Annotated in this window: 22 protein-coding genes and 6 pseudogenes; 15 read left to right on the forward strand and 13 right to left on the reverse strand. The window is 68.8% G+C overall.

Annotation, left to right across the window (positions count from 1 at the left end):
* Positions 1–281: 281 nt before the first annotated feature.
* Positions 282–521 carry a hypothetical protein gene (locus OHA64_RS47630; protein ID WP_405624458.1) on the forward strand — a complete coding sequence of 80 codons (240 nt, stop codon included), beginning with the start codon at positions 282–284 and terminating at the stop codon, positions 519–521.
* A 276-nt stretch (positions 522–797) separates the two neighbouring features.
* Here the strand turns inward: OHA64_RS47630 and OHA64_RS47635 are convergent.
* From OHA64_RS47635 to OHA64_RS47645, 3 genes and pseudogenes are all read right to left on the reverse strand, one after another.
* A pseudogene (locus OHA64_RS47635) lies at positions 798–1,058 on the reverse strand (helix-turn-helix domain-containing protein); the annotation flags it as partial.
* A gap of 58 nt (positions 1,059–1,116) precedes the next feature.
* Complete coding sequence (locus OHA64_RS47640; protein WP_405623599.1) at positions 1,117–1,944, reverse strand: class I SAM-dependent methyltransferase; 828 nt, start codon at positions 1,942–1,944, stop codon at positions 1,117–1,119.
* A gap of 11 nt (positions 1,945–1,955) precedes the next feature.
* Entirely contained in the window at positions 1,956–2,252 is a 297-nt protein-coding gene (locus OHA64_RS47645; RefSeq protein ID WP_405623600.1) for a hypothetical protein, read from the reverse strand.
* Between the two features lie 368 nt (positions 2,253–2,620).
* Between OHA64_RS47645 and OHA64_RS47650 the strand changes: the two genes are divergently transcribed.
* A complete protein-coding gene (locus OHA64_RS47650) occupies positions 2,621–2,938 on the forward strand; it encodes a hypothetical protein (RefSeq protein ID WP_405623601.1) in 318 nt (105 codons plus the stop codon).
* Between the two features lie 433 nt (positions 2,939–3,371).
* Here OHA64_RS47650 and OHA64_RS47655 read toward each other — a convergent pair whose 3' ends face one another.
* Both OHA64_RS47655 and OHA64_RS47660 read right to left on the reverse strand, forming a co-directional pair.
* Positions 3,372–3,830, reverse strand: coding sequence for an ATP-binding protein (locus OHA64_RS47655; protein ID WP_405623602.1), 459 nt, complete (start codon positions 3,828–3,830; stop codon positions 3,372–3,374).
* A gap of 348 nt (positions 3,831–4,178) precedes the next feature.
* A complete protein-coding gene (locus tag OHA64_RS47660) occupies positions 4,179–4,742 on the reverse strand; it encodes a VanZ family protein (RefSeq protein ID WP_405623603.1) in 564 nt (187 codons plus the stop codon).
* A 455-nt stretch (positions 4,743–5,197) separates the two neighbouring features.
* Between OHA64_RS47660 and OHA64_RS47665 the strand changes: the two genes are divergently transcribed.
* Both OHA64_RS47665 and OHA64_RS47670 read left to right on the forward strand, forming a co-directional pair.
* A complete protein-coding gene (locus OHA64_RS47665) occupies positions 5,198–5,611 on the forward strand; it encodes an ATP-binding protein (protein WP_405623604.1) in 414 nt (137 codons plus the stop codon).
* 5 nt (positions 5,612–5,616) lie between these two features.
* Positions 5,617–6,186: a hypothetical protein gene (locus tag OHA64_RS47670; protein ID WP_405623605.1), complete on the forward strand. Its 570-nt coding sequence runs from the start codon at positions 5,617–5,619 to the stop codon at positions 6,184–6,186.
* Here OHA64_RS47670 and OHA64_RS47675 read toward each other — a convergent pair.
* The 4 genes and pseudogenes from OHA64_RS47675 to OHA64_RS47690 form a co-directional block, all read right to left on the reverse strand.
* On the reverse strand, positions 6,180–6,314 hold the full coding sequence (locus tag OHA64_RS47675) for a hypothetical protein (RefSeq protein ID WP_405623606.1): 135 nt from the start codon (positions 6,312–6,314) through the stop codon (positions 6,180–6,182). The two genes, OHA64_RS47670 and OHA64_RS47675, sit on opposite strands and share 7 nt — an antisense overlap.
* Before the next feature lie 205 nt (positions 6,315–6,519).
* A complete protein-coding gene (locus tag OHA64_RS47680; protein WP_405623608.1) occupies positions 6,520–6,756 on the reverse strand; it encodes a hypothetical protein in 237 nt (78 codons plus the stop codon).
* A 298-nt stretch (positions 6,757–7,054) separates the two neighbouring features.
* Positions 7,055–8,249: pseudogene (locus OHA64_RS47685) on the reverse strand (alpha-amylase family glycosyl hydrolase).
* A pseudogene (locus tag OHA64_RS47690) lies at positions 8,222–8,458 on the reverse strand (alpha-amylase family glycosyl hydrolase); the annotation flags it as partial. The pseudogenes OHA64_RS47685 and OHA64_RS47690, both read right to left, overlap by 28 nt.
* Before the next feature lie 774 nt (positions 8,459–9,232).
* On the opposite strand from OHA64_RS47690, the gene OHA64_RS47695 reads away from it, so the two are divergent.
* Positions 9,233–9,607, forward strand: a complete 375-nt coding sequence (locus OHA64_RS47695; RefSeq protein WP_405623611.1) for a hypothetical protein — start codon at positions 9,233–9,235, stop codon at positions 9,605–9,607.
* Positions 9,608–10,284: 677 nt separating this feature from the next.
* On the forward strand, positions 10,285–10,548 hold the full coding sequence (locus OHA64_RS47700; RefSeq protein WP_405623613.1) for a hypothetical protein: 264 nt from the start codon (positions 10,285–10,287) through the stop codon (positions 10,546–10,548).
* Between the two features lie 36 nt (positions 10,549–10,584).
* Here the strand turns inward: OHA64_RS47700 and OHA64_RS47705 are convergent, their stop codons facing one another.
* The gene (locus OHA64_RS47705; RefSeq protein ID WP_405623615.1) at positions 10,585–10,755 is read right to left on the reverse strand and encodes a hypothetical protein; all 171 of its coding nucleotides are present in this window, start codon (positions 10,753–10,755) and stop codon (positions 10,585–10,587) included.
* Between the two features lie 159 nt (positions 10,756–10,914).
* Here OHA64_RS47705 and OHA64_RS47710 point away from each other — a divergent pair, with 159 nt between their 5' ends.
* Positions 10,915–14,760, forward strand: a complete 3,846-nt coding sequence (locus OHA64_RS47710) for an XRE family transcriptional regulator (protein WP_405623616.1) — start codon at positions 10,915–10,917, stop codon at positions 14,758–14,760.
* A 70-nt stretch (positions 14,761–14,830) separates the two neighbouring features.
* Here OHA64_RS47710 and OHA64_RS47715 read toward each other — a convergent pair whose 3' ends face one another.
* Both OHA64_RS47715 and OHA64_RS47720 read right to left on the reverse strand, forming a co-directional pair.
* Positions 14,831–15,214 (reverse strand): DUF6355 family natural product biosynthesis protein, encoded by a 384-nt coding sequence (locus OHA64_RS47715; protein ID WP_405623617.1) that lies wholly within the window; start codon positions 15,212–15,214, stop codon positions 14,831–14,833.
* Positions 15,215–15,923: 709 nt separating this feature from the next.
* Positions 15,924–16,394: a hypothetical protein gene (locus OHA64_RS47720; RefSeq protein ID WP_405624459.1), complete on the reverse strand. Its 471-nt coding sequence runs from the start codon at positions 16,392–16,394 to the stop codon at positions 15,924–15,926.
* Here OHA64_RS47720 and OHA64_RS47725 point away from each other — a divergent pair.
* Positions 16,357–16,592 (forward strand): annotated as a pseudogene (locus OHA64_RS47725) (IS5/IS1182 family transposase); the annotation flags it as partial. The gene OHA64_RS47720 and the pseudogene OHA64_RS47725 overlap by 38 nt on opposite strands.
* A gap of 70 nt (positions 16,593–16,662) precedes the next feature.
* Here the strand turns inward: OHA64_RS47725 and OHA64_RS47730 are convergent.
* Complete coding sequence (locus OHA64_RS47730; RefSeq protein ID WP_405623619.1) at positions 16,663–17,136, reverse strand: RICIN domain-containing protein; 474 nt, start codon at positions 17,134–17,136, stop codon at positions 16,663–16,665.
* Positions 17,137–17,202: 66 nt separating this feature from the next.
* Between OHA64_RS47730 and OHA64_RS47735 the strand changes: the two are divergent.
* From OHA64_RS47735 to OHA64_RS47765, 7 genes and pseudogenes are all read left to right on the forward strand, one after another.
* Positions 17,203–17,535, forward strand: a pseudogene (locus tag OHA64_RS47735) (transposase); the annotation flags it as partial.
* A gap of 52 nt (positions 17,536–17,587) precedes the next feature.
* Positions 17,588–18,278: pseudogene (locus OHA64_RS47740) on the forward strand (IS701 family transposase); the annotation flags it as partial.
* 342 nt (positions 18,279–18,620) lie between these two features.
* A complete protein-coding gene (locus OHA64_RS47745) occupies positions 18,621–18,965 on the forward strand; it encodes a hypothetical protein (RefSeq protein ID WP_405623620.1) in 345 nt (114 codons plus the stop codon).
* Positions 18,966–19,404: 439 nt separating this feature from the next.
* Positions 19,405–20,043 (forward strand): nucleotidyltransferase domain-containing protein, encoded by a 639-nt coding sequence (locus OHA64_RS47750; RefSeq protein WP_405623622.1) that lies wholly within the window; start codon positions 19,405–19,407, stop codon positions 20,041–20,043.
* 339 nt (positions 20,044–20,382) lie between these two features.
* Positions 20,383–20,574 (forward strand): hypothetical protein, encoded by a 192-nt coding sequence (locus tag OHA64_RS47755; RefSeq protein WP_405623623.1) that lies wholly within the window; start codon positions 20,383–20,385, stop codon positions 20,572–20,574.
* Between the two features lie 307 nt (positions 20,575–20,881).
* On the forward strand, positions 20,882–21,028 hold the full coding sequence (locus OHA64_RS47760) for a hypothetical protein (protein WP_405623624.1): 147 nt from the start codon (positions 20,882–20,884) through the stop codon (positions 21,026–21,028).
* 351 nt (positions 21,029–21,379) lie between these two features.
* Positions 21,380–21,616 (forward strand): hypothetical protein, encoded by a 237-nt coding sequence (locus OHA64_RS47765; RefSeq protein ID WP_405623626.1) that lies wholly within the window; start codon positions 21,380–21,382, stop codon positions 21,614–21,616.
* Positions 21,617–21,734: the final 118 nt, after the last annotated feature.

Consider the following 21,734-nt stretch of genomic DNA (forward strand, 5'->3'; position numbering starts at 1 on the left):
GGTCAGCGATCATGGCCAGGTCGAGGCGGCCCATCTTCAAGCGGTCGAGGCCTTTGCAATGAGCACCGGAATCGATCACCTGGCCGGTCGCGAGCCGAAGCTCTCGTCCCCCATGCACTTCGGTGTCGAGCAGCCGCTGGAGGGCTTCGGGCTCGACGGACTCTTCCCGACCGGCGCATCTGGCTTCCACGACGCGACAGAGGTGCCCCTCGACATCGCGCTGGCACTGGTTCGGATCATGCTCCGTGACGGCGGAGCCTGGTGCCGGCTGGAGGCGGAGGATGCCTTCGCTGTGCACGTGGGATGGGACGCGCGCTCGGCTGGCCGTCTGGCCGGACCTGACCTCCGACATCGCCGCGGTCCTCGGTGCCCTCCCCACCGAGGGCCTGATCGAATGCGTCTGGCAGGACGAGGATGGTCGGCTGCAGAGCGCCACGGTCGACGAGGACGAGTTCCCGGAGCTGGCCACCCGGATTTCCGGTGCCAGCGGTTGCAGCACTTCTTCCCGTGTACGCCGATGAGCGTGTACCTCTGTTCACCGTCGTCATGCCCGAGGCGCCGCTGTGCATTCGCCCACCGGCCGGATGTGCCCCCGCCCCGCCGGGACTTGGTCCACGGTGTGCGCGACCGGCGCCCGGTATACGCACGCGGAAAGCCGCCTGGAGCGGCGACCGCAACGAAAGAACGCACATGGTCATGTATGAAGCAGGCGGCAGATGAGCAGGGCGCGGACAAGCAGGCCACCCTGCGCTGCGCCAAGGTGTGGGACGAGGGCGCGGCTCGTGCCGTCGACGCGCGCCGGATCCTGCGCGCCTGTCGGACAGGCCGTCCAAGCCGCGTTCGAGGAAACGCCGCCGCCAGGTGCGAACCGTGTCCGCAGTGATCCCGAGCCGGCGTGATACCTCCATGATCGAGTGCCCCTCGGCGCACTCCAGCACGATCCGCGACCGCTGGGCCAGAGCCTGAGCCGTCGAGCGGCGACGCACCCAACCCTCCAGCACAGCCCGCTGGGCATCGGTCACCGACAACGGCGGAATCTTCGGACCCGGACGACTCATACCAAACCAACGAGGAATCTCCGACTCAGGTCACTAGTTCAGGGGCAGGTCCCTGGCCTCACCGGGCACGCCGTCCAACGCGGAGGACGCTCAGGTAACGGCGTGATGCCCGGTCGCCCATCCGCGTGCGGATCCGCTCGGCGACGGCGTCGAGCAAAGGCTCACGGACTTCGCGATCGAGTCTCCGGTACAGCGACAACGAGCGAAGGTGATCGGCAAAGCCGTCCCCGGTGAACCACTGAACGGTTGGATACCAGCGCACAATCGTTGCGCCAAACAATTCTCCGGGATCGTCGACCGGGCCCCAACCCTCGTCGGTGCCGCGCACGTCTTCTTCGAGTGGCGGATGACCCCAATCGGGGTTCCCCGGGCAGAACCGCTCGTGGAGATCGGCGGTCTCGGCATACACCTCCGGTTCTCCCGGCCGGCGGACAACGACATGACCGAGCAGCGCCATCCAGCCTCCGGGAGGGAGCATGTCGTGCGCTCGCTGCCAGCCAATCGACGGGTCAACCCAGTGCCACGACGACGCAGCCACGAGGACATCGAAGCGTCGACCGCAGTTGTCCCACTCCTCAAACCTCGACGTCTCGACTTCGACGTTCCGGAAAGAGGCCATCCGCTGGCGAGCGAGTGCGGCCATATCTGCGCCCGGCTCGACGGCGGTCACTGAGCATCCGAGCGCTGCAAGCGAGCGCGTCGCCTGCCCGGTGCCGCAGCCCACCTCCAGCACCGACGACCGTTCGTCCATGCCCGTGATGGCGCAAAGGTCCGAGAACAACTCGTCGGGGTATCCCGGCCGGACCCGGTCGTAGAGCTTCGGCACCTCGTTGAACACCCGGCCGAGGCCCTGTCGATTCGGGTGCGCGTTCGGATCATCAGTCACGAACGCACAAGCTATGAGGCCCATCCACGGAGACGCCACTCATTTGCCGGCAGCTGCTGCGCTGCCGCCGGTAGTTCAGAGAAGAGTTCGTGGCGGTCGTCGACGACGACACCCGCCTGGACGACCGGCTCGCCGACCTTGCCGAGCTGCTGCGCCAGCCCGTCGAGCACCCGGATGCGTGCTGCGTCGTTCAGCAACTCGAACACGTACTTCGGCTGGACGCCGAGCACGCCCACCACCCACACGGAGAAGTTTGTCTGGCCAGCAACAAGGTGAAGCTCGCGGGCCTGGGCAGTCTCCAGCAGCACTGCCTTGTTCAGGACGATGAAGTCCTCGGCGCGCTTACCGGCGGCGTCGATCTCCAGAAGGCTCGGGCACGGGCGTGGTCAGCATTGGCGGTGTTCTCGATCCACAGAGCGTCCACTCGACTCCAAGCCTGCCACCTGGGCGCCGCGCCGGCGTACCGGCTTCGGCTCGGATACCGCGAGGGTGCGCAGCTTCGTCAACCTGCTGGTTCCCGGCGAGGAGACACAGCGGGGGTAATGCTCACGGCAAACACGGGGTATACGGACGGTCCGCAACTGCAACTGACCGCAGATAACGCAGTGCCTGGCACCGGGGAGGACCCATGGGCCAGCTGGGCGTCAGGCGATAAACACCCACGCAAGGAGTCCCTTTGACCACCTACGTCATCACCGTCCCCGGCACCTTCGTCCACGGTGTCACCGATGCCTCACGTTCCGATGTCGAACGCAGACTGCGCCCGCAGGACCCCAAGAACACCGACTTGGGCGAGAACGAAGAGTTGAGCCTCGTGACAGTCGAAGAGAACAACACGTTCTCCGTCCGCCTCGAAGTCAAAGCAGCAAACCAGACCAGCGCCGAAGCCGAAGCGGTACGCATCGTTTCCAGCGCACTACGGGACAGCGGCTTCACAGAGGATGACGCACCCCTGGGGCCGGCCGCGGTCACAGGGATCGACCGAGAATTCTGACCGCCCCGCCCACGGGGACTGTCCGGGCGGGGTGCAGACCGGGGTGGGGGTGCGCAGGGTGGACAGGACGACGTCGTCGTCGCTGTCGGTGGGGCGGACCGGCGCAGTGCACGACCTGAACGGCGAAGTCGCCGACCAGGTCGGCCAAAACGTGGACGCGCGGACGGTTTGTCCGTAGTAGCCGTCCCCATAGTTCTTGGCTGCCGTGTCCACACGTCGGGCACAGACTGGGCTGCGCTGGGGCTGGCGCCCTCGTTGCTCGCAGAGTTTGGTCGGGCCGCTGCCGTCAGATGCGGCGGCGGCCCGCGATCGATGGGTGCCCCATGACCGCTTCCTCACACCCGACCGGATTGCGCGGTCGCCACTGTCGTATGCCCTCGGGTCAGCAGTGTTGCAGTCACCAGGACAACAGCCGCGCCCGGCCCCTCTGCCGCTACTCCGTACAGGAGGAGGAAGGCGGGATGATCAGCCTGCCGGAGAGGGTTGTGGGCAGGACGCTTCTGTTCCTGGCGGTGGTCTCGTCGGGTGCCAGGCGTAGGGCGGCGGTGATCTGTTTTCCTCGGGCGTGGGGTGCGACGCTGGCGCTGACCGTGTGCACGAGGTGGAGTCCATGGCCGCCCATGCGGTGCCGGTCGCCGTGCCTGACCGTGGGTTCTTCGGTGGAGGTATCCCACACGGTGATCGTCAGTTCGCCGTTGGACAGCTGGACGATCAGCCCGCAGAGGCCGGGGGCGTGCCGGATGGCGTTGGTGACCAGTTCACTGACGGTGAGTTCGGCGTCCATCGCCACAGGGGCCGGGACGGAGATGCGGCCGGTATGTCGGGCGTGAGCGAGACACGCGCGCAGGATCCGGCGCGCGTCGACGGCACGAGCCGCGCCCTCGTCCCACACCGTGGCGCAGCGCAGGGTGGCCTGCTTGTCCGCGCCCTGCTCATCTGCCGCCTGCTTCGTAAGCGGGATGCCATGTGCGTTCTTTCGTTGCGGTCGCCGCTCCAGGCGGCTTTCCGCGTGCGTATACCCGGGCGCCGGTCGCGCACACCGTGGACCAAGTCCCGGCGGGGCGGGGGCACATCCGCCCGGTGGGCGAATGCACAGCTGCGCCTCCAGTAGCTGCGCGGTACCCGCCCCAATCTCCGGAAGACCAGCGAGGTCGGCCGGAGTGGCCCTGCCCTTCGGTAGGCACCTCCGGCCGGATGCGTCCGCGACAGCAGTTGCCTTACTCCGCCGATCGGCAGGATCTCAGTCTGCGGCAGTGGCCCGCCGTTGGGTGAAGCGGTGCCACCAGTGGCGGCGCCTGGGGTGCACGGCGCGACCAAGCCGACGGCCGATCAGCAGGTAGCCCAGCAAGGCGCCCGACGTGTTGAGCAGGACATCATCGATGTCGAAGGCTCGCCCGGTGACCAGGGCACCTTGGACAAGTTCGACCAGCAGCATCACCAGCGCCGTGACCAATGCCACGCGCAGCAGCCCACGGACTTTGGGCACCAGCACCGGCAGCAGCACGCCGAACGGGATGCCCAGCACGATGTTCCCGCCGAGCTGCTTGACGGTGTCACGGAAGGCGGGCTGCGCAAGATAGTTGCGGATGGAGTCCCCGGGGCGCAGGTTACTGTGCGTCAAGGACACGGAGGCAGCCGACGGTTCCAAAGTCAGCCGGGCCAGCACCACGGCGAAGGCCACGGTTACCGCGAAGGCCAACAGCATGGCAGCCCCCCGGCCCCACCACGACAGGACGGGCTTGCCAGGCTCCGCCCGTCTCCCCGCTTTCTTTGCGGCTTTGTCGTACAGAGCTGTGCGCGCCATCACGGGTCCCCAGTCAGATCGGTTGCACGTCCGTTACCCCCGATGAGAAACGGCACACAGTCGGCGGTTGACCGTCGCCAGTTGCGGGAGATCACTGGTGTACTCGCCTCCCCTTGATCCGGACACTGAGCAGCGGATGCGTGCCTGCCACGCCCGCGCCGCGAAGGCTCTGGACGTGCGAGTCGAGGCTGCGGTCAGAAGGGCTCACCTCGCCGACACCGCCACCACCGTCCGGCCCGGCCTGGTGCAGCACAGCCGCAACCGCTGGCCAGTGTCGATGTCCACGCCTTCAGCGTGCGGCCGCATGGCGGGAAGTCAAAGGGCGGGAGCATGAGAGCAGTATCTGTCCGGGACTGCGCGCCCGATCGTCCCACGGTGTGTGCGGTGGGCGCCTGGGCATACGCAGTACGGAAATGCCCCCCAACGGGGCGGCGAACGCAACGAAAGAGCCCCGCATGATCACTCCGCTTGGGAATCAGGCGGCAGCTGAGCAGGGCACGGACGAGCATGCGGCGCTGCACTACAGCGCCGCCTGGACCGACGGCGCGGCCCGCCCCGCGGACGCGCGCCAGGCCCTGCGCGCCTTCTTCGTCCACGCCCGGCAAAATGGCCGCACCCTCGTGCCAGCCACCCTGGCACTGGACGCCGAACTCACTGTCAGCGAGCTGGTCACCAACGCCATCCGGCACGCTCCCGGTCCCTGCGAGATGACTCTGAACCTGTCCAGGGAAGAACTGACGATCACCGTGTGCGACACCAACCCGCCTACGAAGTGGCCCGTACCGGCCCCAGGCCGCAGGAAAACAGATCACCGCCCACCTGCGCTTCCCAGCAAACGACACGGCATTCGCCCGAGCGGACTGAGCTGACGCAGATGGAGCGGGTCACTGAACTGACCCGCGAGAACTGGCAGGGCGTGTGGAACAGCTGGCGTGGCTTCCACTCCTTCGACGGGAAGATGCCGATCGTGGCGACCACGCTGGAGCTGCTGCGCGAGCACGGCCCGGCCGGGCCCGCGTTCCAGCGCTTCGGCCGCGAGCGCTACCAGAACCTCTGGGACGCGATCGGCAACCCCCGCGCCGGGATGCCGCCCTGGCCCACCGCACCGAAGACGGACGGCGCCGCCGAGCGCAGGAAGCAGCCGAATGCGAGGCCCAGCGCCCGGTATGCGCCAACTGCGGGACCAAGTTCACCGACGACCGGTGGAACGCCAGCACCAGGGTCGACTGGTGCCGCGAGGACAGCCACGTGCACCTGTGCGACAACTACACACCGGGCGCTCGAAGCGGAGCGGAAGGCCGAACAAGCCGAACGCGGGCGCCAGGAGCTGGAGCGCCAGGAGGCGGAGGCGGTGCAGGCCGCGAAGGTCGGCGGCCGACTTTCCCGGTTCCGACCTGATCCGGGCAGGTCGGCGGCGGGGGCCAGCCCGGGGCGCCGTCACTGATCGGCATCCATGACGACGCTGTTCTTGGGGAACGCGGCTTGTGCCACCGGGGCCGTCTTCTTGGGAACCTCGTCGATCTTCCTGGCGCCGCGACACAGACCCTGCCCAAACGCGACGTCGGCCTTCACGACCACGATGGGTCATGAAGGCCGACGTCGTATTCGGCCGCAGGAGTGGCCGGCAGTGTTGCTGGAATGCCGGTGTCGGGCGTGTGAAGCGCTCCGGAATCGGTGGAGGCTCGAGGCGTTGGCTCCAGCCGCCGGTCGGGGCCGGCGTTTGTGCGTGGGAGTTGGTCCCGTGCTCGTGGGCCCGGGATCCTATGGCGTGCCGGACTTAGTCGGCCGACCCGATCACCGTGCAGAAGTTGCCGATGTTCTGGTTCGCGTCGCCAAGGAGCAGCGAACCGATGGGGACGAACGCAGTGCCCGCGTCGAAGTTCTGCTCGCAGTCAACAACCTGCAGGTTGTTGATGTCGAACGGGCCGTCGTTGGCGCTGGCAACACCGCTACTGACGAGGCCGAGGCCGCCGACCATGGCCGCTACGGCCGCAGCCTTCTTGAACTTGTGCATCAACGTCTCCGATTTCCTCAACGCACACGACCTTCCTTACGGACCGTGTCCGACTCATCGCAGAAACTAGCATGAGTCTCGTTAAACCTCTTATTCCCGACACTTCCGTTTTGGGTATTGCAGTCAGATCGGCAAACGGCCCGTGCTGACGCAGATGGAGCGGGTCGCTGAACTGACCTGCGAGCACTGGCAAGGCGACTGGAACAGCTGGGGTGGTTTCCACGATGTGGAGCCCAGGGCCGGGTGAGTCCTGCGGATGTGCAGCGCCCGCCGGTACAGCTCCAGCATCGACTGCTCATCACCTTGCTGCACTTGCACGGTGAGACGCTTCCATTCCTGCGGCTGAGGCAGCCACGGGGCTGACCCGGCGTGGTCGGGACTGAAGCCGAAGGGTGGGGTGTTGCCGGACCAGGGCATCGGCACACGGCAGCCGTCGCGACCGCGGTTGGTATGCCCCGAGCGCCGCCAGATGGGGGTCCTGCAACGCCTCATCAGGCAGGTCCTCCACCTCCCACAAACCCAGTTCCTCGCCCTGGTAGAGGTAGGCGCAACCCGGAAGGGCCAGCGTGAGCAGAGCGGCCGCCCGTGCCCGACGCGTGCCCAGATCCACGTCGAACGGACCGGCGAGAAGATGATCGGCGAGCTCGTGAACCGGGCCGTCGGACTGCGGCCGCCCGTAGCGGGTGAGGTGTCGCACGACGTCATGGTTGGAGAGCACCCAGGTCGCCGGTGCGCCGACGGCGCCCGTCGTCGTCAGGGATTTGTCGATGGCGGTGCGCATGTGCGCCGCGCGCCACGGGGTTGTCAGGTAATCGAAGTTGAAGGCGGTGTGCAGTTCCCCAGGCCGGGCATAGCGGGAGAGGCGTTCTGGGTTGCGCGCGCACGCCTCGGCGACGAAGACGCGGGGCTCGGCATAGGAGTCGGCCAGCGCGCGCCAGTCACGGAAGATGTCGTGGATTCCCTCGCGGTCCCAGTGAGGGGGGCCTGGATGGGCGGCCGAGCCGATGAGTTCGATGTCTGCCGGCCCCAGGTCCGGCAGACCTGGGGCCTTGATCACGGCGTGCGCGACGCCGATGCGGATCCCGTCGACGCCATGATCGAACCAGAACCTGAGGGCCGACTCGAACCTCGGCATTGTCCCAGTTGAGATCGGGCTGCTCAGGCGCGAACAGATGCAGGTACCACTGCCCGGGCATGCCGTCGGGTTCGACGACCCGGGTCCACGCCGAACCGCCGAAAACACTCCGCCAGTTGTTGGGCGGCAGGTCACCATCTGGCCCGAGGCCCGGCCTGAAGATGAAACGGTCCCGCCCCACGCAGCTGGGACCGCCGGCCAGCGCCTCGCTGAACCAGGGGTGCTGCGAGGAGGCGTGATTGGGCACCAGGTCGAGCGAGCCTCGGGCAGGCTCCCGAACGTGGGATCGATGGCCCGGTAGTCGGTGACGTCGTAACCGCCGTCGGCCATCGGAGAGGGGTACCAGGGATTGACCCACACCGCGTCCACACCCAGCTCGGACAGATAGGGCAGGCGTCGGCGCAGCCCGGCCAGATCCCCGACACCATCGCCGTTTCCATCAGCGAAACTACGCAGGTACACCTGGTAGCAGACTGCGTCGCGCCACCACTCGACATCCCCGTGGCGGGCATCGTCCCGGCGCTGTGACGTCTCCCAGGGCAGGTCCGGATCGTGGCGACTGGTCATACGGCGGCCTGCGCCGGCAAGCCACCACGAGTGGGGGGGGAGTGGAGATCAAGACCGCCAACGCCAACCGCCACGATCTCGGCGGACAGGGATCACCACACGCACACAGATGAGTCGTCACCACGGCCAGTACAACGCAGGTCAGCGTGTGAGGACACTCGCTTACGGAGCCAGTCTCGATGAGGCTTAAGACCGGAAACACAGCCCTTCGTCCTGTTACTGGCTCTGCCAAGGTCAATCCGCGGGTGACCAGCACCTCCCCTTGGATCTGCCCGTCGGGGTACAACAGAACAGACTCGACAAAGAAAGGCCGCCATCTCGGTGCCGCGCCTTGAAGTGCAGCACCAGTCGGCCCACGTCGACGGAGAACCAGGGACCGGAAGCCGTCCCACTTCGGCTCCGCAGCACAGCCAGGGCGCAGAACGGGCACGGACACGGGAACGGTCAGTATCGGCTCCGGCAGTGTCCACGTCACGCCGGATCTCTTCCACCAAGAGCTCCGATGCTGTCCTACCTGTGACGACCTGCCTTCGGGTCAGCTGGCTGGCGGCGGCACGGCAACGCCGGGAAGTCCATGCAGGCCAACCCAACGTACGGGCGTGACGAGCTGACGGAGGCGAGCCACGTCGTTGCGGAATCCGGCGCGTAGTTTGTAGCTGTTTCGTGGTGTACGGGACAGCCCATGGCCGTCAGCATCCGCTCGTGTTGTGATGGGGGGTGTCACGGTGCCCCCGTGAGGGGGAGCACCACGCAAAGGACCTACGGGGGATTCACATGCGCAAGACGAGCAGGGTGGGTGCGGTGCTGACCACTGCCGCAATCGCCGTCGCCGTGGTGGGAACCGGCACGCCGTCCGCCGGGGCGGCCAGCGGGTGCTGGCAGAGCGGTGGGCGCTGGTGGTGCAACAACGTGTCGGGGGCGCCCGTCTACGGCACGATGGGAGCGAGCACGCAGTACCCTGACCCCGACGTGATCGTCGGCTACATGTACTCCAACCCCAGTTGGTTCGACTGCAAGATGGACGATCAGGCATGGGTGGGCGGACCGCACCCGAGGCGTTGGGAGTTCACGAAGGCGGACAACGGGCAGTGGGGCTGGATGAAGGACACAGCGATCTCCAGCGAGACGAACCCGCTGCCCAACTGCTGAGTAGGCGTGCGGGGTCTGACATCCCCTTCGCGACCCCTTTCGCCCATGCCCTGGCTGAGTTGAGGATGAGGGAGGGCGGGCTGGACGGCGCAGACGCGGCCGGGGACCGGGGCGCGCTCGCCCTGTTGCGCGTCGGCTCCGCCGCCGCGCGGGTGGCTGACCCAGTCGGCCGTGAGCGTGCCGTCTTGCGGCGTACTCGGGGTGAGTAGCTGGTGCCCGCCGGACAGCACCCGGACACCGGAGATGCCCTTGGCGTCCTCGGCTGTCCAGGCGGGTGAGTCGCAGCCGCAGCCGCAGCCGCAGCCGTAGGGGCTTGCCGCGGTTGCGGTGTGGTCCAAGTGCCGTCAGTGCCCTGGGTTTGGGTGGTCGTAACGGCCCTTGTGACACCGGTGACAGGACCGCGACAACAAGGCCCACAACTGTCAGTGGGCCTGTCCGGTCTCACTCTGCGTGGACGGCAACGACCGGCCGTCCCGCCATGACACCAACAGGGGGAACACCGTGAAGTCGATCCGCCACAAGGCAGCCACCGCTGGCGCCCTTGCCATCCTGGCCATGGGCGGCACGCTCGCCGCGACCACGCCGGCCTCGGCCGCCACGGCCGGCGCTACAACGGGGCGTGCGGCACGGGGTACGAGGTCTTCACCTCGACTCCGATCAAGTCCTCGCAGACCACCGTGGCCGCCACCACGTACGTGGCCTACAGTTCCGCGGACAAGCAGTGGTGCGCCGTCACAGTGCGCAGCAAGCCCGGTGCCCGCGTGTTCATGGAGGTCACTCTGGACACCTGGCCGACCAGCAGCACCCCTGAGAGGGATGCCGGCTCTTACACGATCTTCGCCGGCCCGGTGTACAAGGACCTGCCCCAGCCCGGCCTGTGCATGACCTGGAGCGGTTCGATCGACATCAACTACAACTCCGACCGCGGCCTGTGCCCCTGACCTGACGGCTGCCGGCGTGGCCGACCTCCGGGTCGTCTACGCCACCTGCCCCCGCTGACCACCCACCCCCGCGCCTTGCGCGGCGTCGCGCGCCAGCAGCGAGACCTCGGAGGCGGAGCGCGCGTCTTCGTCGTCGCCGGTCTCCACCGCCAGGTAAACGGCGAAGCAGTCGTCGGTGTCGCACACGACAGCCACTCCCGTAGGCATCCGATCCCCTCTCAAGCCGCACCCCTCCCCGCCCCATGTACCGAGATCATTCACTGCCCAAGATCCACTTTCGATACACGGCCTTGTTCAAACCGGTGCCGGCACCTGCGACGCTGCGATGCTGGCGGTGAACGGCCGGAGGCTGAGGGGAGCATCGGGATGCCGCGTAGGGAACGACCGCTGGACGACGACCGCGGTCCGGTGGTGGCTCTGGCGGGGGCGCTGCGGGAGTTACGTAGCGAAGCGGGCCGACCGACGTACCGGGAGTTGGCGCGACTGACCGGCTTCTCCTCCTCGACGCTGTCGGCCGCCGCGGCCGGCCGTCACCTGCCCAGCCTGCCGGTGCTGCTGGCCTTCGTCCGCGCCTGCGGTGGCGAACTCGGGCCGTGGGAAGAGCGTTGGCGTGCCACGGCGGCCGAACTGTCCGGAGAGTCCCCCGCCGACGAAGCGGAGCCGGGGGACAAAGAGCAGGCGCCGTACGCCGGGCTGGTCGCCTTTCGCGCCGAGGACGCGCCGTGGTTCTTCGGCCGCCAGCGGCAGCTCGAGAAGCTGTCAGAGCAGGTGGGCCGGCGCCGGTTCACCGCCGTGGTGGGCGCGTCCGGTGCGGGTAAGTCGTCCTTGCTACACGCCGGGCTCGTTCCGGCCTGGCGGGCTGAGCACCCCGACGGGCTCGTGGTGACGCTGACACCGGGACCCCGTCCGCTGAGCGCCTGCCTCCAGGCACTTCACGCGCCGGGGGAAGACCTCCCGGCCGACGCCCACGCCGGAAGCGATCCGGTGGGCCGCGCCGCCCGGCGGCTGCTGGCAGGCTTGCCCGGCTCGGTGGAACTCCTCTTGGTGGTGGACCAGTTCGAGGAGGTGTACACGCTGTGCGAAGAGCCGGGGGAGACCGCGCGGTTCATAGCGGCTTTGCTGGCGGCGGCACACCTGCCCGGCAGCCGGTGCCGGATCGTGGTGAGCTTGCGCGCCGACTTCTACGCCCACTGCACCGACCACCCCGGACTGGCCGAGGTGATGCGCGAGGACCAGGTGCTGGTGGGCTCCCTGACCACGGAGGAACTGCGGCAGGTCATCTGCGGGCCCGCCGCCCGGGCCAACCTGATGGTGGAGTCGGCCCTCCTGGCTGAACTGGTGGCCCGGACTCAGGGGCAGCCGGCGGTGCTTCCTCTGCTTTCCCACGCGCTGCGCGAGACATGGCGGCGGCGCCGGGGCAACGCCTTGACGCTGGCCGCCTTCGAGGCGACCGGCGGTATCGACGAGGCCCTCGCCCGCACCGCCGAGCAGGCGTACCGCGCGCTCAACCCGGCACAGCAGAGCATCGCCCGCGACATGTTGCTGCGCCTCACTGCCACCGGCGAGGGCGCCGAGGACGTCAAGCGGCGGGTCGAACGCGCCGAGCTGAGACTGTGTGGAGGCGACCCGACGCCGGTCCTCGAACACTTCGTCCGGGCTCGGTTGCTGGTCTTGGACCACGACACTGTGGAGATCGCGCACGAGACACTGATCCGCCGCTGGCCCCGGCTACGCGACTGGCTGGCCGAGGACCGCGAGGGACTGCGCGTGCACCGGGAGCTGACCCAGGCCGCCCGGCAGTGGGCCGCCGTCGGCCGAGACGCCGGTGCCCTGTACCGCGGTGTCCGGCTGGACCGGGCGCACGCCTGGGCGGTGGCGCGGGACGCCCAGGCCCTCAGCGGCGACGAGAGGGACTTCCTCACAGCGAGCCTGCGCGCCCGAGGCCGGGCGCGGACCGCGGCCCTACGCGAGCGGCGACGCCTGCGCGGCCTGCTCGCGCTCGTGACCGCCTTGCTGGCCGGAGCCCTGGTCGCCGCCGGAATCGCCGTCGTCTCCCGGCAGGAGGCCACGCACCAGCGCGACCAAGCCCGGTCCCAGCAGATGGCGCAGCAGGCCGGGGCGTTGCGCCGCACGGAACCGGCCCAGGCACTCCAGCTGGCGCTGGCCGGGTACCGGACGCGGCCCACCGCTGCCGCGCGCGGAGCGCTCCTGAGTATGTACGCCACCCCCTACGCGCGGCAGGTGAAGGGAGACGAACGGGTCGAGGCAGTCGCATTCGCCCCCCGACTGTCGCAAGCGGGCATGCTGGCGACGGGCGACGCGGGCGGCGCGCTGCGGATCTTGAACACCTCCGGTCCGCACCCGCGCACCGCGACCGTCGTGCGAGGCCGAACGGCCCTCCGGTCGCTCGCGTTCAGCCCGGACGGCACCCTGCTGGCCTCGGCGGATGCCCGGGGCGAAGCGACACTATGGCAGGTTAGGTCGGGGGGACACCTCACCCGGCGTGCCGTGCTGACACCGCGCAGCCCGTCGCGTCTCGACGGTCCCGCCGTGGTGGCGTTCAGCCCTGACGGCCGCCACGTCGCCGTGGCCGGCCCCGGGGGTGCCGTCTCTCTGTTCCCGGCCACGGGCACGGACCGCACCCCACCCCGTGCCACCCTCGGCGACCACCCCGGCTATCTCCAGGCCATGGCCGTCGGTGCCGACGGCCGCTCCGTGGCCGTCACCGGCCCGGGTGGCACCGCCGTATGGCACCTTAACCAGGCCTGGACGCATCCCGATCGCCCAGTGCGGCACCTGCCAGCCGCCGACAGCCTCGCCTTCTCCCCGCACGGCGACCGCCTGGCCACGGCGGAAGCCGACCGAACGGTGCGAGTGCGGGACCTGTCCGGCTCCCAGCCACAGACCACGGCGGAACTCTCCGGCCCCACGGACCGGATCCTGACCCTGTCCTTCAGCCCCGACGGCCGCATCCTGGCCGGTGCCGGCGTCGATCCCACGGTCAGGCTCTGGAACCTCGGCGCCTCCGCCGGCCAGGACGGCCCCGTGCAGCGCCCGTTGAGCGGTCACACCGGCTACGTCACCTCGATCGCCTTCAGCCGGGACGGTCACACACTGGCCACCGGCGCCAACGACCGCACCACCCGCCTGTGGGACCTGCCGGGGCCGGCACTGACCGGGCACTCCAGTTCCGTGTACGCCGTTACGTTCAGCCCTGACGGTCGCACCCTGGCCACCGGCAGCTTCGACCACACCGTCCGCCTCTGGGGCGTCGCCAGCCGGCACGAACGTCCCGAGGCCGTCCTCAGCGGTCATGACGCCGCGGTGAACACGGTCGCTTTCGCGCCCCACCGCCGACTGCTGGCCTCCGGCAGCCTGGACCGGACCCTGCGGCTGTGGGGCATTGGCGGCTCGCGTCCCCCGCAGCAGCTGGCGCGCGTCGTCGCGGGCTCGGACGCGGTCAACAGCGTTGCGTTCGCGCCGGACGGACGCTTCCTGGCCACCGGAGGCGGTGACCGCACCGTGCGGATCTGGGACACCCGCACCCCCGAACACCCCCGGCAGATCGCGGTGCGGACCGCCCACCGGGACGAACTGGAGGCGGTCGCCTTCAGCCCGGACGGCCGCACCCTCGCCACCAGCGGCCGGGACCGGACGGTACGCCTGTGGGACGTCAGCCGCCCGGCCCAGCTCCACCCGCTGGCCGCACTGCTCTGCCACCGCGACGCGGTGAAGACGCTCGCCTTCAGCCCCGACGGCCGTACCCTGGCCTCCGGAGGAGACGACCGCCAGTTGTGCCTGTGGGACACCGCCCGGCCCGGTGCCCGTCCCCGGCTGCTGGCCACCCGCGGCGACTACCCGGGCGCGGTCAAGGCGGTCGCCTTCGCCCCCGACGGCCGCTCGCTCTACACGGCCTCCGACGACGCGGTGCGGCAGTGGGACGTGCGCGACCGGCGACGCCCCGTCGAGTGGGCCGAGCTGCGCGGACACAGCAAGTCTGTCGACGCCCTCGCCGTGAGCCCGGACGGGCGGACCCTGGCCACAGGAAGCGAGGACTGGACGGCGCTGCTGTGGGACACTGACCCGGACCGCGTGGCCCGCCGAGTGTGCCGGACCACAGACCCGGCTGACCTCACGGCCGCCGACTGGCACCGCTTCCTGCCCGGTCTCGCCTACCAGCCGCCTTGCCCGGCCGGGATCCGAACGCGCTGAACGGCCGCAGGCGCGAAGCGGAAGACCTGCCCCGGACTATGCACGAGCCGGTCCGGACGAAGGCCTCAGCTCACGGCCCGGTGTCACCGGGGTGCGTGCACAGGCCGCCGCGGTAGCCGCTGTCGTACCAGGCGCCGGTGGCGTTCGAGTCCAGCACCGTCTTGCCGGGGCCCACACAGCGGTGGTAATCGCTGCTGGGCCACTGGCGGATGACCTGGATCCACACATTGGTGCGGGTGTCGCAGTGCTCGTAGAAGGGGTGCTCGGTGCCGGGGTTGTTCCATCCACACCCCGCGAGCCGCGCCGCCGGCTCGGAAGCCTGGGCTGGCGGCGCGACCGCGCAGGCCAAAACGGCGGCGAAGGCGGCGGCGGGCAGGGCGAGCAGCCGCGCGGAGCGTCCGGTCCGCCGGGCGCCCGCTGTGCGAGTGGTGTCCGTGGAACTATTGATGCGCACGTGTGTGCCCTTTCATCCGGTGAAGGCCCCTCGGCCACGGCACTTCGGGCCGTGCCGGCCCGGGGCGCCCGACCGCACTCGCAGTCGGACAGGCCCCCGGAGGCCGCAACCAGTCGAGCAGGCGGGTGCGTTGACCGACAGTGCCGCCTCGATACCAATCAACGCACCGCGTTGTCCGGCGCCGTGGCCGCCCACCGGACAACGCCGTTTTTGCTGCGGGGGACCCAACTGTCAGTGCCGACCGCTAATTCCTTACCGACCAACTGCAAGCTCTACCGGGTCGCCGCCCACGTCCAGTTGAGCGAAGGCGCGGACGCCAGGCCGTCGCGGCGGGCATCCCCGGCGCCGCCCTCGCCGACCTCCCGCGCGAGCGCCGCGCCCACCTGCTCACGCCATCGGAGAGAAGCAGGCCGGCCGGCCAGGGTGAGGCATCAGGAGGAACTCAACCGCAACGACCGGAGCCTGCGGACATTTGGGAGACCACCGTCGCCACCGGGCGCCGCTGCAGCGAGGCCGTCGGACTGCGGCTGGACTGCATCGGCCGCTACCGCGGTCTGGCCATGCTGGAAGGGCGTGACCAGCGCGCCGATCGTCGTGCACCGCCCCTCTCTCTCGGGCGGCCGGAGAGTCACCGCGCACAGCGGTGGGCGGGACGGAATCCTGGGGCCCGCGCTTTCGAGCGCTGCGCCCTTCGCTGTGCCGGATCGTCTCAGAAGAGCAGAGGGCGGGTGGGGTGGACCGTGACCTCGGCTTCGGGGGAAAGGGCCTGGTAGGGGGCCGCTACTAGCCCTGTGGAGTGCTCCTCCGAAAACAGCGTGAGCGTGCGGACCTGTGGGCAGTTGCCGTACAGCGGCGTGAGATCAGTGTCCTCGCGAATGTTCGTCACATAGACAGTCTCGAGTGTGGGCAAGTGGGGAGCGGAGAGGAGCCCGGTGAGGTATTTCGCCGGGATGCTTATTGAGCTGAGACACGGGAGTCTGGCGATCTTGGTCCAGTCCCTGGGACCGAGGTCGCCGATGTCGTTCTGGATGGTGAGGTACTCCAGCGTCGGCCAGGTGTTCAGACCGCGCAGCCCGGTCTCCGCGACGGCGCCATCCTCATCTGGGCACGACGCTAACCAAAGAGACAGAACCTGAGGTCGGTGGCATGAGGCCGGCGTCTTCGAGACGCTGCCGGGCATCCTGCTCGCCGAGTTGCACGCGGCCGACGCCCTGGACTGGACCCGGGCCTGCGTGGATGCATCCCACATCCGCGCGAAAAAAAGGGGGGCGAGGCGACCGGCCCGTCACCGGTCGACCGCGGAAAGGCGGGCAGTAAACACCATCTGATCTGCGACGGGAAGAACACCCCGTTCAAGGTCATCACCACCGCGGCCAACGGACCGCCTTCCGGCCTCGCGTAAAAGAAGAGCTGCTCGCCCGGCGGCATCAAGCGGTCGGGATATCCGTTCAGCCGATGGTGAAGCGCTGGTTCTGGGCGCCTCGGTCGCAGCGGGCAGTGCGGTAGTAGCCGTTGTCCTGCTGGTAGAGGCAGCGGCCCGTGCCGACGCTTTGGAGCATGATGGCGCTGCGGGCGGCGGGCTGGACGGTGCGCCACTTCTGGTATGAGCCGCCGTTACAGCGCAGGGGGTAGACGTCGCCCCGGTCATTGCTGTCGAGGCAGCGGCCCCAGAAGTTGTTCTTAAGAGTGGTGCTGGTGTTGAGGCGGCCGTTCCACTGCCACAGGAGGCTGCCGCGTCCGGTGGTGCAGCGGTCGCCCTTGAGGCCGGTTTCGGAGGTCTCGCGCAGGCAGTCACCGTAGCGGTAGTTCGCGAAGCGGCTGGTGGTGGTGGCAGCCGAGGCGGGTGTGGGGGTGAGGAGGGAGAGGGCGAGGCCGGCTGCGGCGATGAGGGCGGCGAAGGCTTTCCGGGTCGGGCGGCGCACTGGGGGTCTCCTGACAGTGGTTTTCAGAGGTACCTCGACAGGATCCCCGAACACCATCGCCCACGCCTGAAAAATGGGGAAAACCCCCGGATCGAGCCACTCATGTCGGCCGATCCGGTCCGGGGACGGCGCTGGGCCGATCACCGCGGCACGCTCGAGGCCATCGCGTGGAAGTACCGCACCAACTCGCCCTGGCGGGACCTCCCCGAGGAGCTCGGCTCGTTCCAGACGGCCCACAAGCGGCTGATCAGGTGGGCCGTCGACGGCACGTGGGAGAAGATCTTCGCCGCCCTCCTCGCCGCAGCGGATGCCGTCGACGACATCGGCTGGACCGTAGTGATCACTAATCGGACAGACACATCCGATCAACTGACCAACCCATCAAAGAGACACGCTCTAGTAGTGCTTAGTTACGTTGGGTGATCTCGCCTGGTGTGTGCATCTTCCTGGTATGAGGTTGGGGGAGATGGAACGACTCCGGGGTGAGTTAGCGGAGTTCGTTGCCGATGTGTTCGGGTCGCTGCCGCGGCGGGATCAGCGGCAGTGGGGCGAGTGTTATCTGCGGGGTCTGATGCTGGACGGCAGGCGCAAGTCGATCCAGCCGATGGCCGAGCGTCTGCCGGACGGGAACATGCAGGCCCTGCAGCAGTTCGTGAGCCAGTCGCCGTGGGATCCGGTGCCCGGTGCGGCGGCGGATCGCCGAGCGGCTGTCCCACGTAGTCGGGCCCGAGGTGTGGGTGATCGACGATGTGTCGTTCCCCAAGTGCGGCAGGGCGTCGGTCGGGGTGGCCCGTCAGTACTGCGGAGCGGTCGGCAAGCGGGCGAACTGCCAGGTCGCGGTCAGTGTCCATGCCGCCACCGACACCGCTTCGTGCCCGTTGCAGTGGCAGTTGTATCTGCCGCGTGAGTGGACGGATGCGCCGGAGCGATGCCGCAGGGCAGGAGTCCCCGACGACGTGGTGCACCAGGAGAAGTGGCGTCTGGCGCTCGGCCTCCTGGACACACTCGCCCAGTGGCAGTTGAGGGCTCGGGTCGTGGTCGCCGATGCCGGCTACGGCGTCAGTACCCCGTTCCGGCTCGGTCTCGAGGAGCGAGGGCTGTCCTATGTCCTGGCCCTGGCCGGTAAGGCGAACGACCAGCCTGTCCACGGATGACCTTGCCGCCGCGGAGCGAGCAGGCCGCCGACCGCAGCACCTGCCGCTGGGCGAGGGTGATGGTGCGGCCGACGTGCTGAAGGCGGCCTTCGTCGTCGTACCTGCCGAGCAGCAGCGTGCGGGGAACGGACAGAGAGCCGGTGACCGCGCCGACGATCGCCTCGCTCGTCTCACGGACCTTGTGCGGACGGATCTGGACGAGGGTGGGGTGGTCGCAGCGTGAACTCCACGTGTCACCCGAAGGCTGCGATCTCAGACGAAACCGCTGACAGGCTGCCGCATCACCAGCACACTGCCCTAACAGCCCGTCAGCCGCAGAGGAGCCCCGCCTTGGCCACCAACCCCTACTTCACCCAGCCGTTGGCGCCTGTCCGGCCCCGCATGTACACCTCGACCATCGCCAAGGTCATCTGGACGATCGTCCCCGTCGTCACCCTCGGCCTGTGCGCAGCGGTGCCGTTCGTCGTCGCCGCCGTGAAGAGCGTCGTGAAGCCGTGGCTGGCCATCACCTACGTGGTCGGGGAGATCGCCATCTTCGTGATCGCGATGGTGATCAGCCCGAACGACGGTGATGCGGGGAGCCCGTTCGCTGGGCTATTGCTGATGGTCCTGATCATCACGGCGGCGACGCACACGGCGCTCCTCGACAACGAGAAGATCAACATCGGGAAGTAGACACCTGCCAAGATCACCGCCCCGTACCTCACCGAGGACGGGGCGGAAGTGCGTCACCAGCAGCAAGATGTTCCGCTCCGGTAACATCTGGGCCTGGCCGGCATGCTGCACCGCGTCGGCGAACAGCTCAGACACCACCAGCAGGACCGCCTCCGCCGCGCCGCCACCCTGTGGCGCGGCCACCGACAAGTAACCACGGGCCACATCCCGGGCCTGCTCGGCCGTCCGCACCAGACCAACTTGTGCCTATGCCTCCTGCCGAATCCGACGACACACAGCCTGTAGACGCGCCGCCAGAGCCAGAAGAGGAAGCCAGCAGCTGACGACCACAACTGGACCGCGGCCGGGACCGGGACTACGCCGAACTGGTCGGCGGGCCACCAGTGGACGGGCTGCTGCTCTTCTCTGAACTACCCAGTTGAGGCAGTACGTTGGTCCGATGACCGATGCTGTGCCGCCCGGCGGCGCCGTCCTTGATGCGGACGAACTGGATGCTCGGTGGGCGAATGCCTGGCGGCCGGAACAGGTTGCGGAGCGGTTGGCTGGTGTCAGTGCGCCCTGGTGCGTCGTGGCAGGGTGGGCGCTGGATCTGTTCCGCGGAGACCAGTCGCGGCCCCACGGTGATCTGGAGATCGCGGTGCCCGCGGCGGGGTTCACGGAGGTTCGGGACCGCTTCCCTCAGTACGTGTTTGACGCGGTGGGCTCGGGACGGGCCTGGGCGAGGGCAGGAGCTGAGGTGCTCGCGGCCACGCACCAGACCTGGCTGCGGGATCCGGTGAGCGGTCAGTTCCTGTTCGATGTCTTCCGTGAGCCGCATGAGGGTGGGACGTGGATCTGTCGACGGGACGAGAGCCTGCGGCTGCCGTACGACGCGATTATCGAGTGGACTGCAGACGGCATCCCGTATCTGGTGCCGGAGCTGGTGCTGTTGTTCAAAGCGAAGGCGTCACGACCCAAGGATCAGGCGGACTTCGACGGGGTTCTGCCGTTGCTGAGCCAGGCGCGGCGCGATGTTCTCAGCGGGTGGCTGACGCGCGTACATCCTGGACATCCATGGCTGGCGAAACTGGCGAGGTAGTGAAGCAGGCTCTGCCTGTGGAACACGGCACCGGAGCCTCCCTCCAGACTGAGCTCGGGCAGTTCGGCGCCGGCGGTCGGGCGATGTACGACCCGCGCCACGGCGACCGTCGACGCTGGGACTGGTCCGGCGATACACCCTGGTCCGGCCGAGAGCGGTACACGGTCGGGTGACCACGGCGCGGCACGAACCTTCTGCTGCGCCGTAACGTCGCTCAAGGCATGAAGCCGATCGAGGACGTACACGTGGCCGAGGCGGGCCTGAGCGCACATCTGGGGACCGTGGAAGTTCAGTGCGGACGGCCGCGACGACACCGGCCGCACGGTCGCCGCGCAGCAATTGGCGGTTGGCGAGTGGACTCGCTACGGCCTGACCCCTACCTCTCCACCGCTGTGGTCGGCGACCACCACGGACGCCTGGCAGGCCGACTACGCGAACGAGCCGGTACGTCTGAGCATCACCGCCAGGTCCCAGGGCAGCGAGTGGATCGTGCCGCTGGAAGTCCCCGTCACGATCGAGGGCACCTCCTGACGAACGGCAGACATGCCGCCGGGTCCCAACCTCCCACCGGAGGTCCGGGCCCGGACGTATGACCGGCGGGCGGTCAGAGGTTGCGGGTGATGAACTGGTCCCACTTGTGCAGCCAGTGCCCGTGCTCGGGGCTGCCAGGGGTGGGAACGGTCTGCAGGTCCTCGGGCAGGGTGATCTCTTCCGGGGCCCACGTGCCGTCGTTGAAGTAGCAGGCCCGCCAAGCCCGCGCCCAGGCGTGCCGGTGCGGCGGAAACGTTGAGTGACGGCTGCGGGCGGTGTCAGACGCGGTGGGCCCGGAGCCCTGGCGATGCTCCAGGATGCGAAGACCGAGACCAACGACACCTTCTTTGACCTGCTTCGCTGCCTGAGCATCAAGGGCCTGGAGCGGGACCCAGCCCGACTGGGTGAACTGGCCCGATCCTTCGCCGAGCCGGCCAGCACGGGGGTCGATTGACCCAGTCGTCGACGGCCCCGTTCTCCTGCCAATGTGGTGGGGGAGCGGGGCCCGGGTGCGCCGCAGGCAGCTCGCCCGCGTCCTGCGCCGTGATGCAGCGGGTCGACGGACCCGGCTGCGGTGCGCGGGTTGGGGTAGGCAGCCGGAGGCGTACTGCCACTGCGTGATGTTGGCTGACTTCACACCCTGGGGCCGGACACGGCGTTCTCGAGGAAGAGCACATTGGCGTGAGTAAACGCCGTGGATTCGAGCTCGCGAGCGACGACGGCCTGGCCGAGAAGTAGACGAGCGATCCTCCTGCCGGGCAAGTCGCGGCGAGGGCCTCAGTCGTGCACAGCTTAGGGTCCCTACGTGGCACACACCTTCGAAGAACTCGTGGAGAAGCAACGCGCCGCCGACCAGGCGCACGCGACCGTCCAGGCCCTACGCGACCAAGGCGACCCGCCCGCGTACGAGACCGCGTGGCAGGCATGGCGCGACCTCGCCCAAGACGTGCGGGCCGCAGTCACCGAGCACGCGAAAGAGCAGGGCGCGATGCGGGCCGGCGTGGAGCTTGAGGTGAAGCAGACGGTCCGGCATAGCGAGTAGCGAGTTCACTCAGGACGGCCGGTGGGCGCAGACAGGCCCGCACGATGCAGCTGAAGCTGCATCGTGCGACGCCGACCCGATGTTGGACGGCGTGCTGGTGCCTGGCGGTGTGCGGATC

It is taken from the genome of Streptomyces sp. NBC_00076 (genome assembly GCF_045041235.1).
GTDB lineage: Bacteria > Actinomycetota > Actinomycetes > Streptomycetales > Streptomycetaceae > Streptomyces.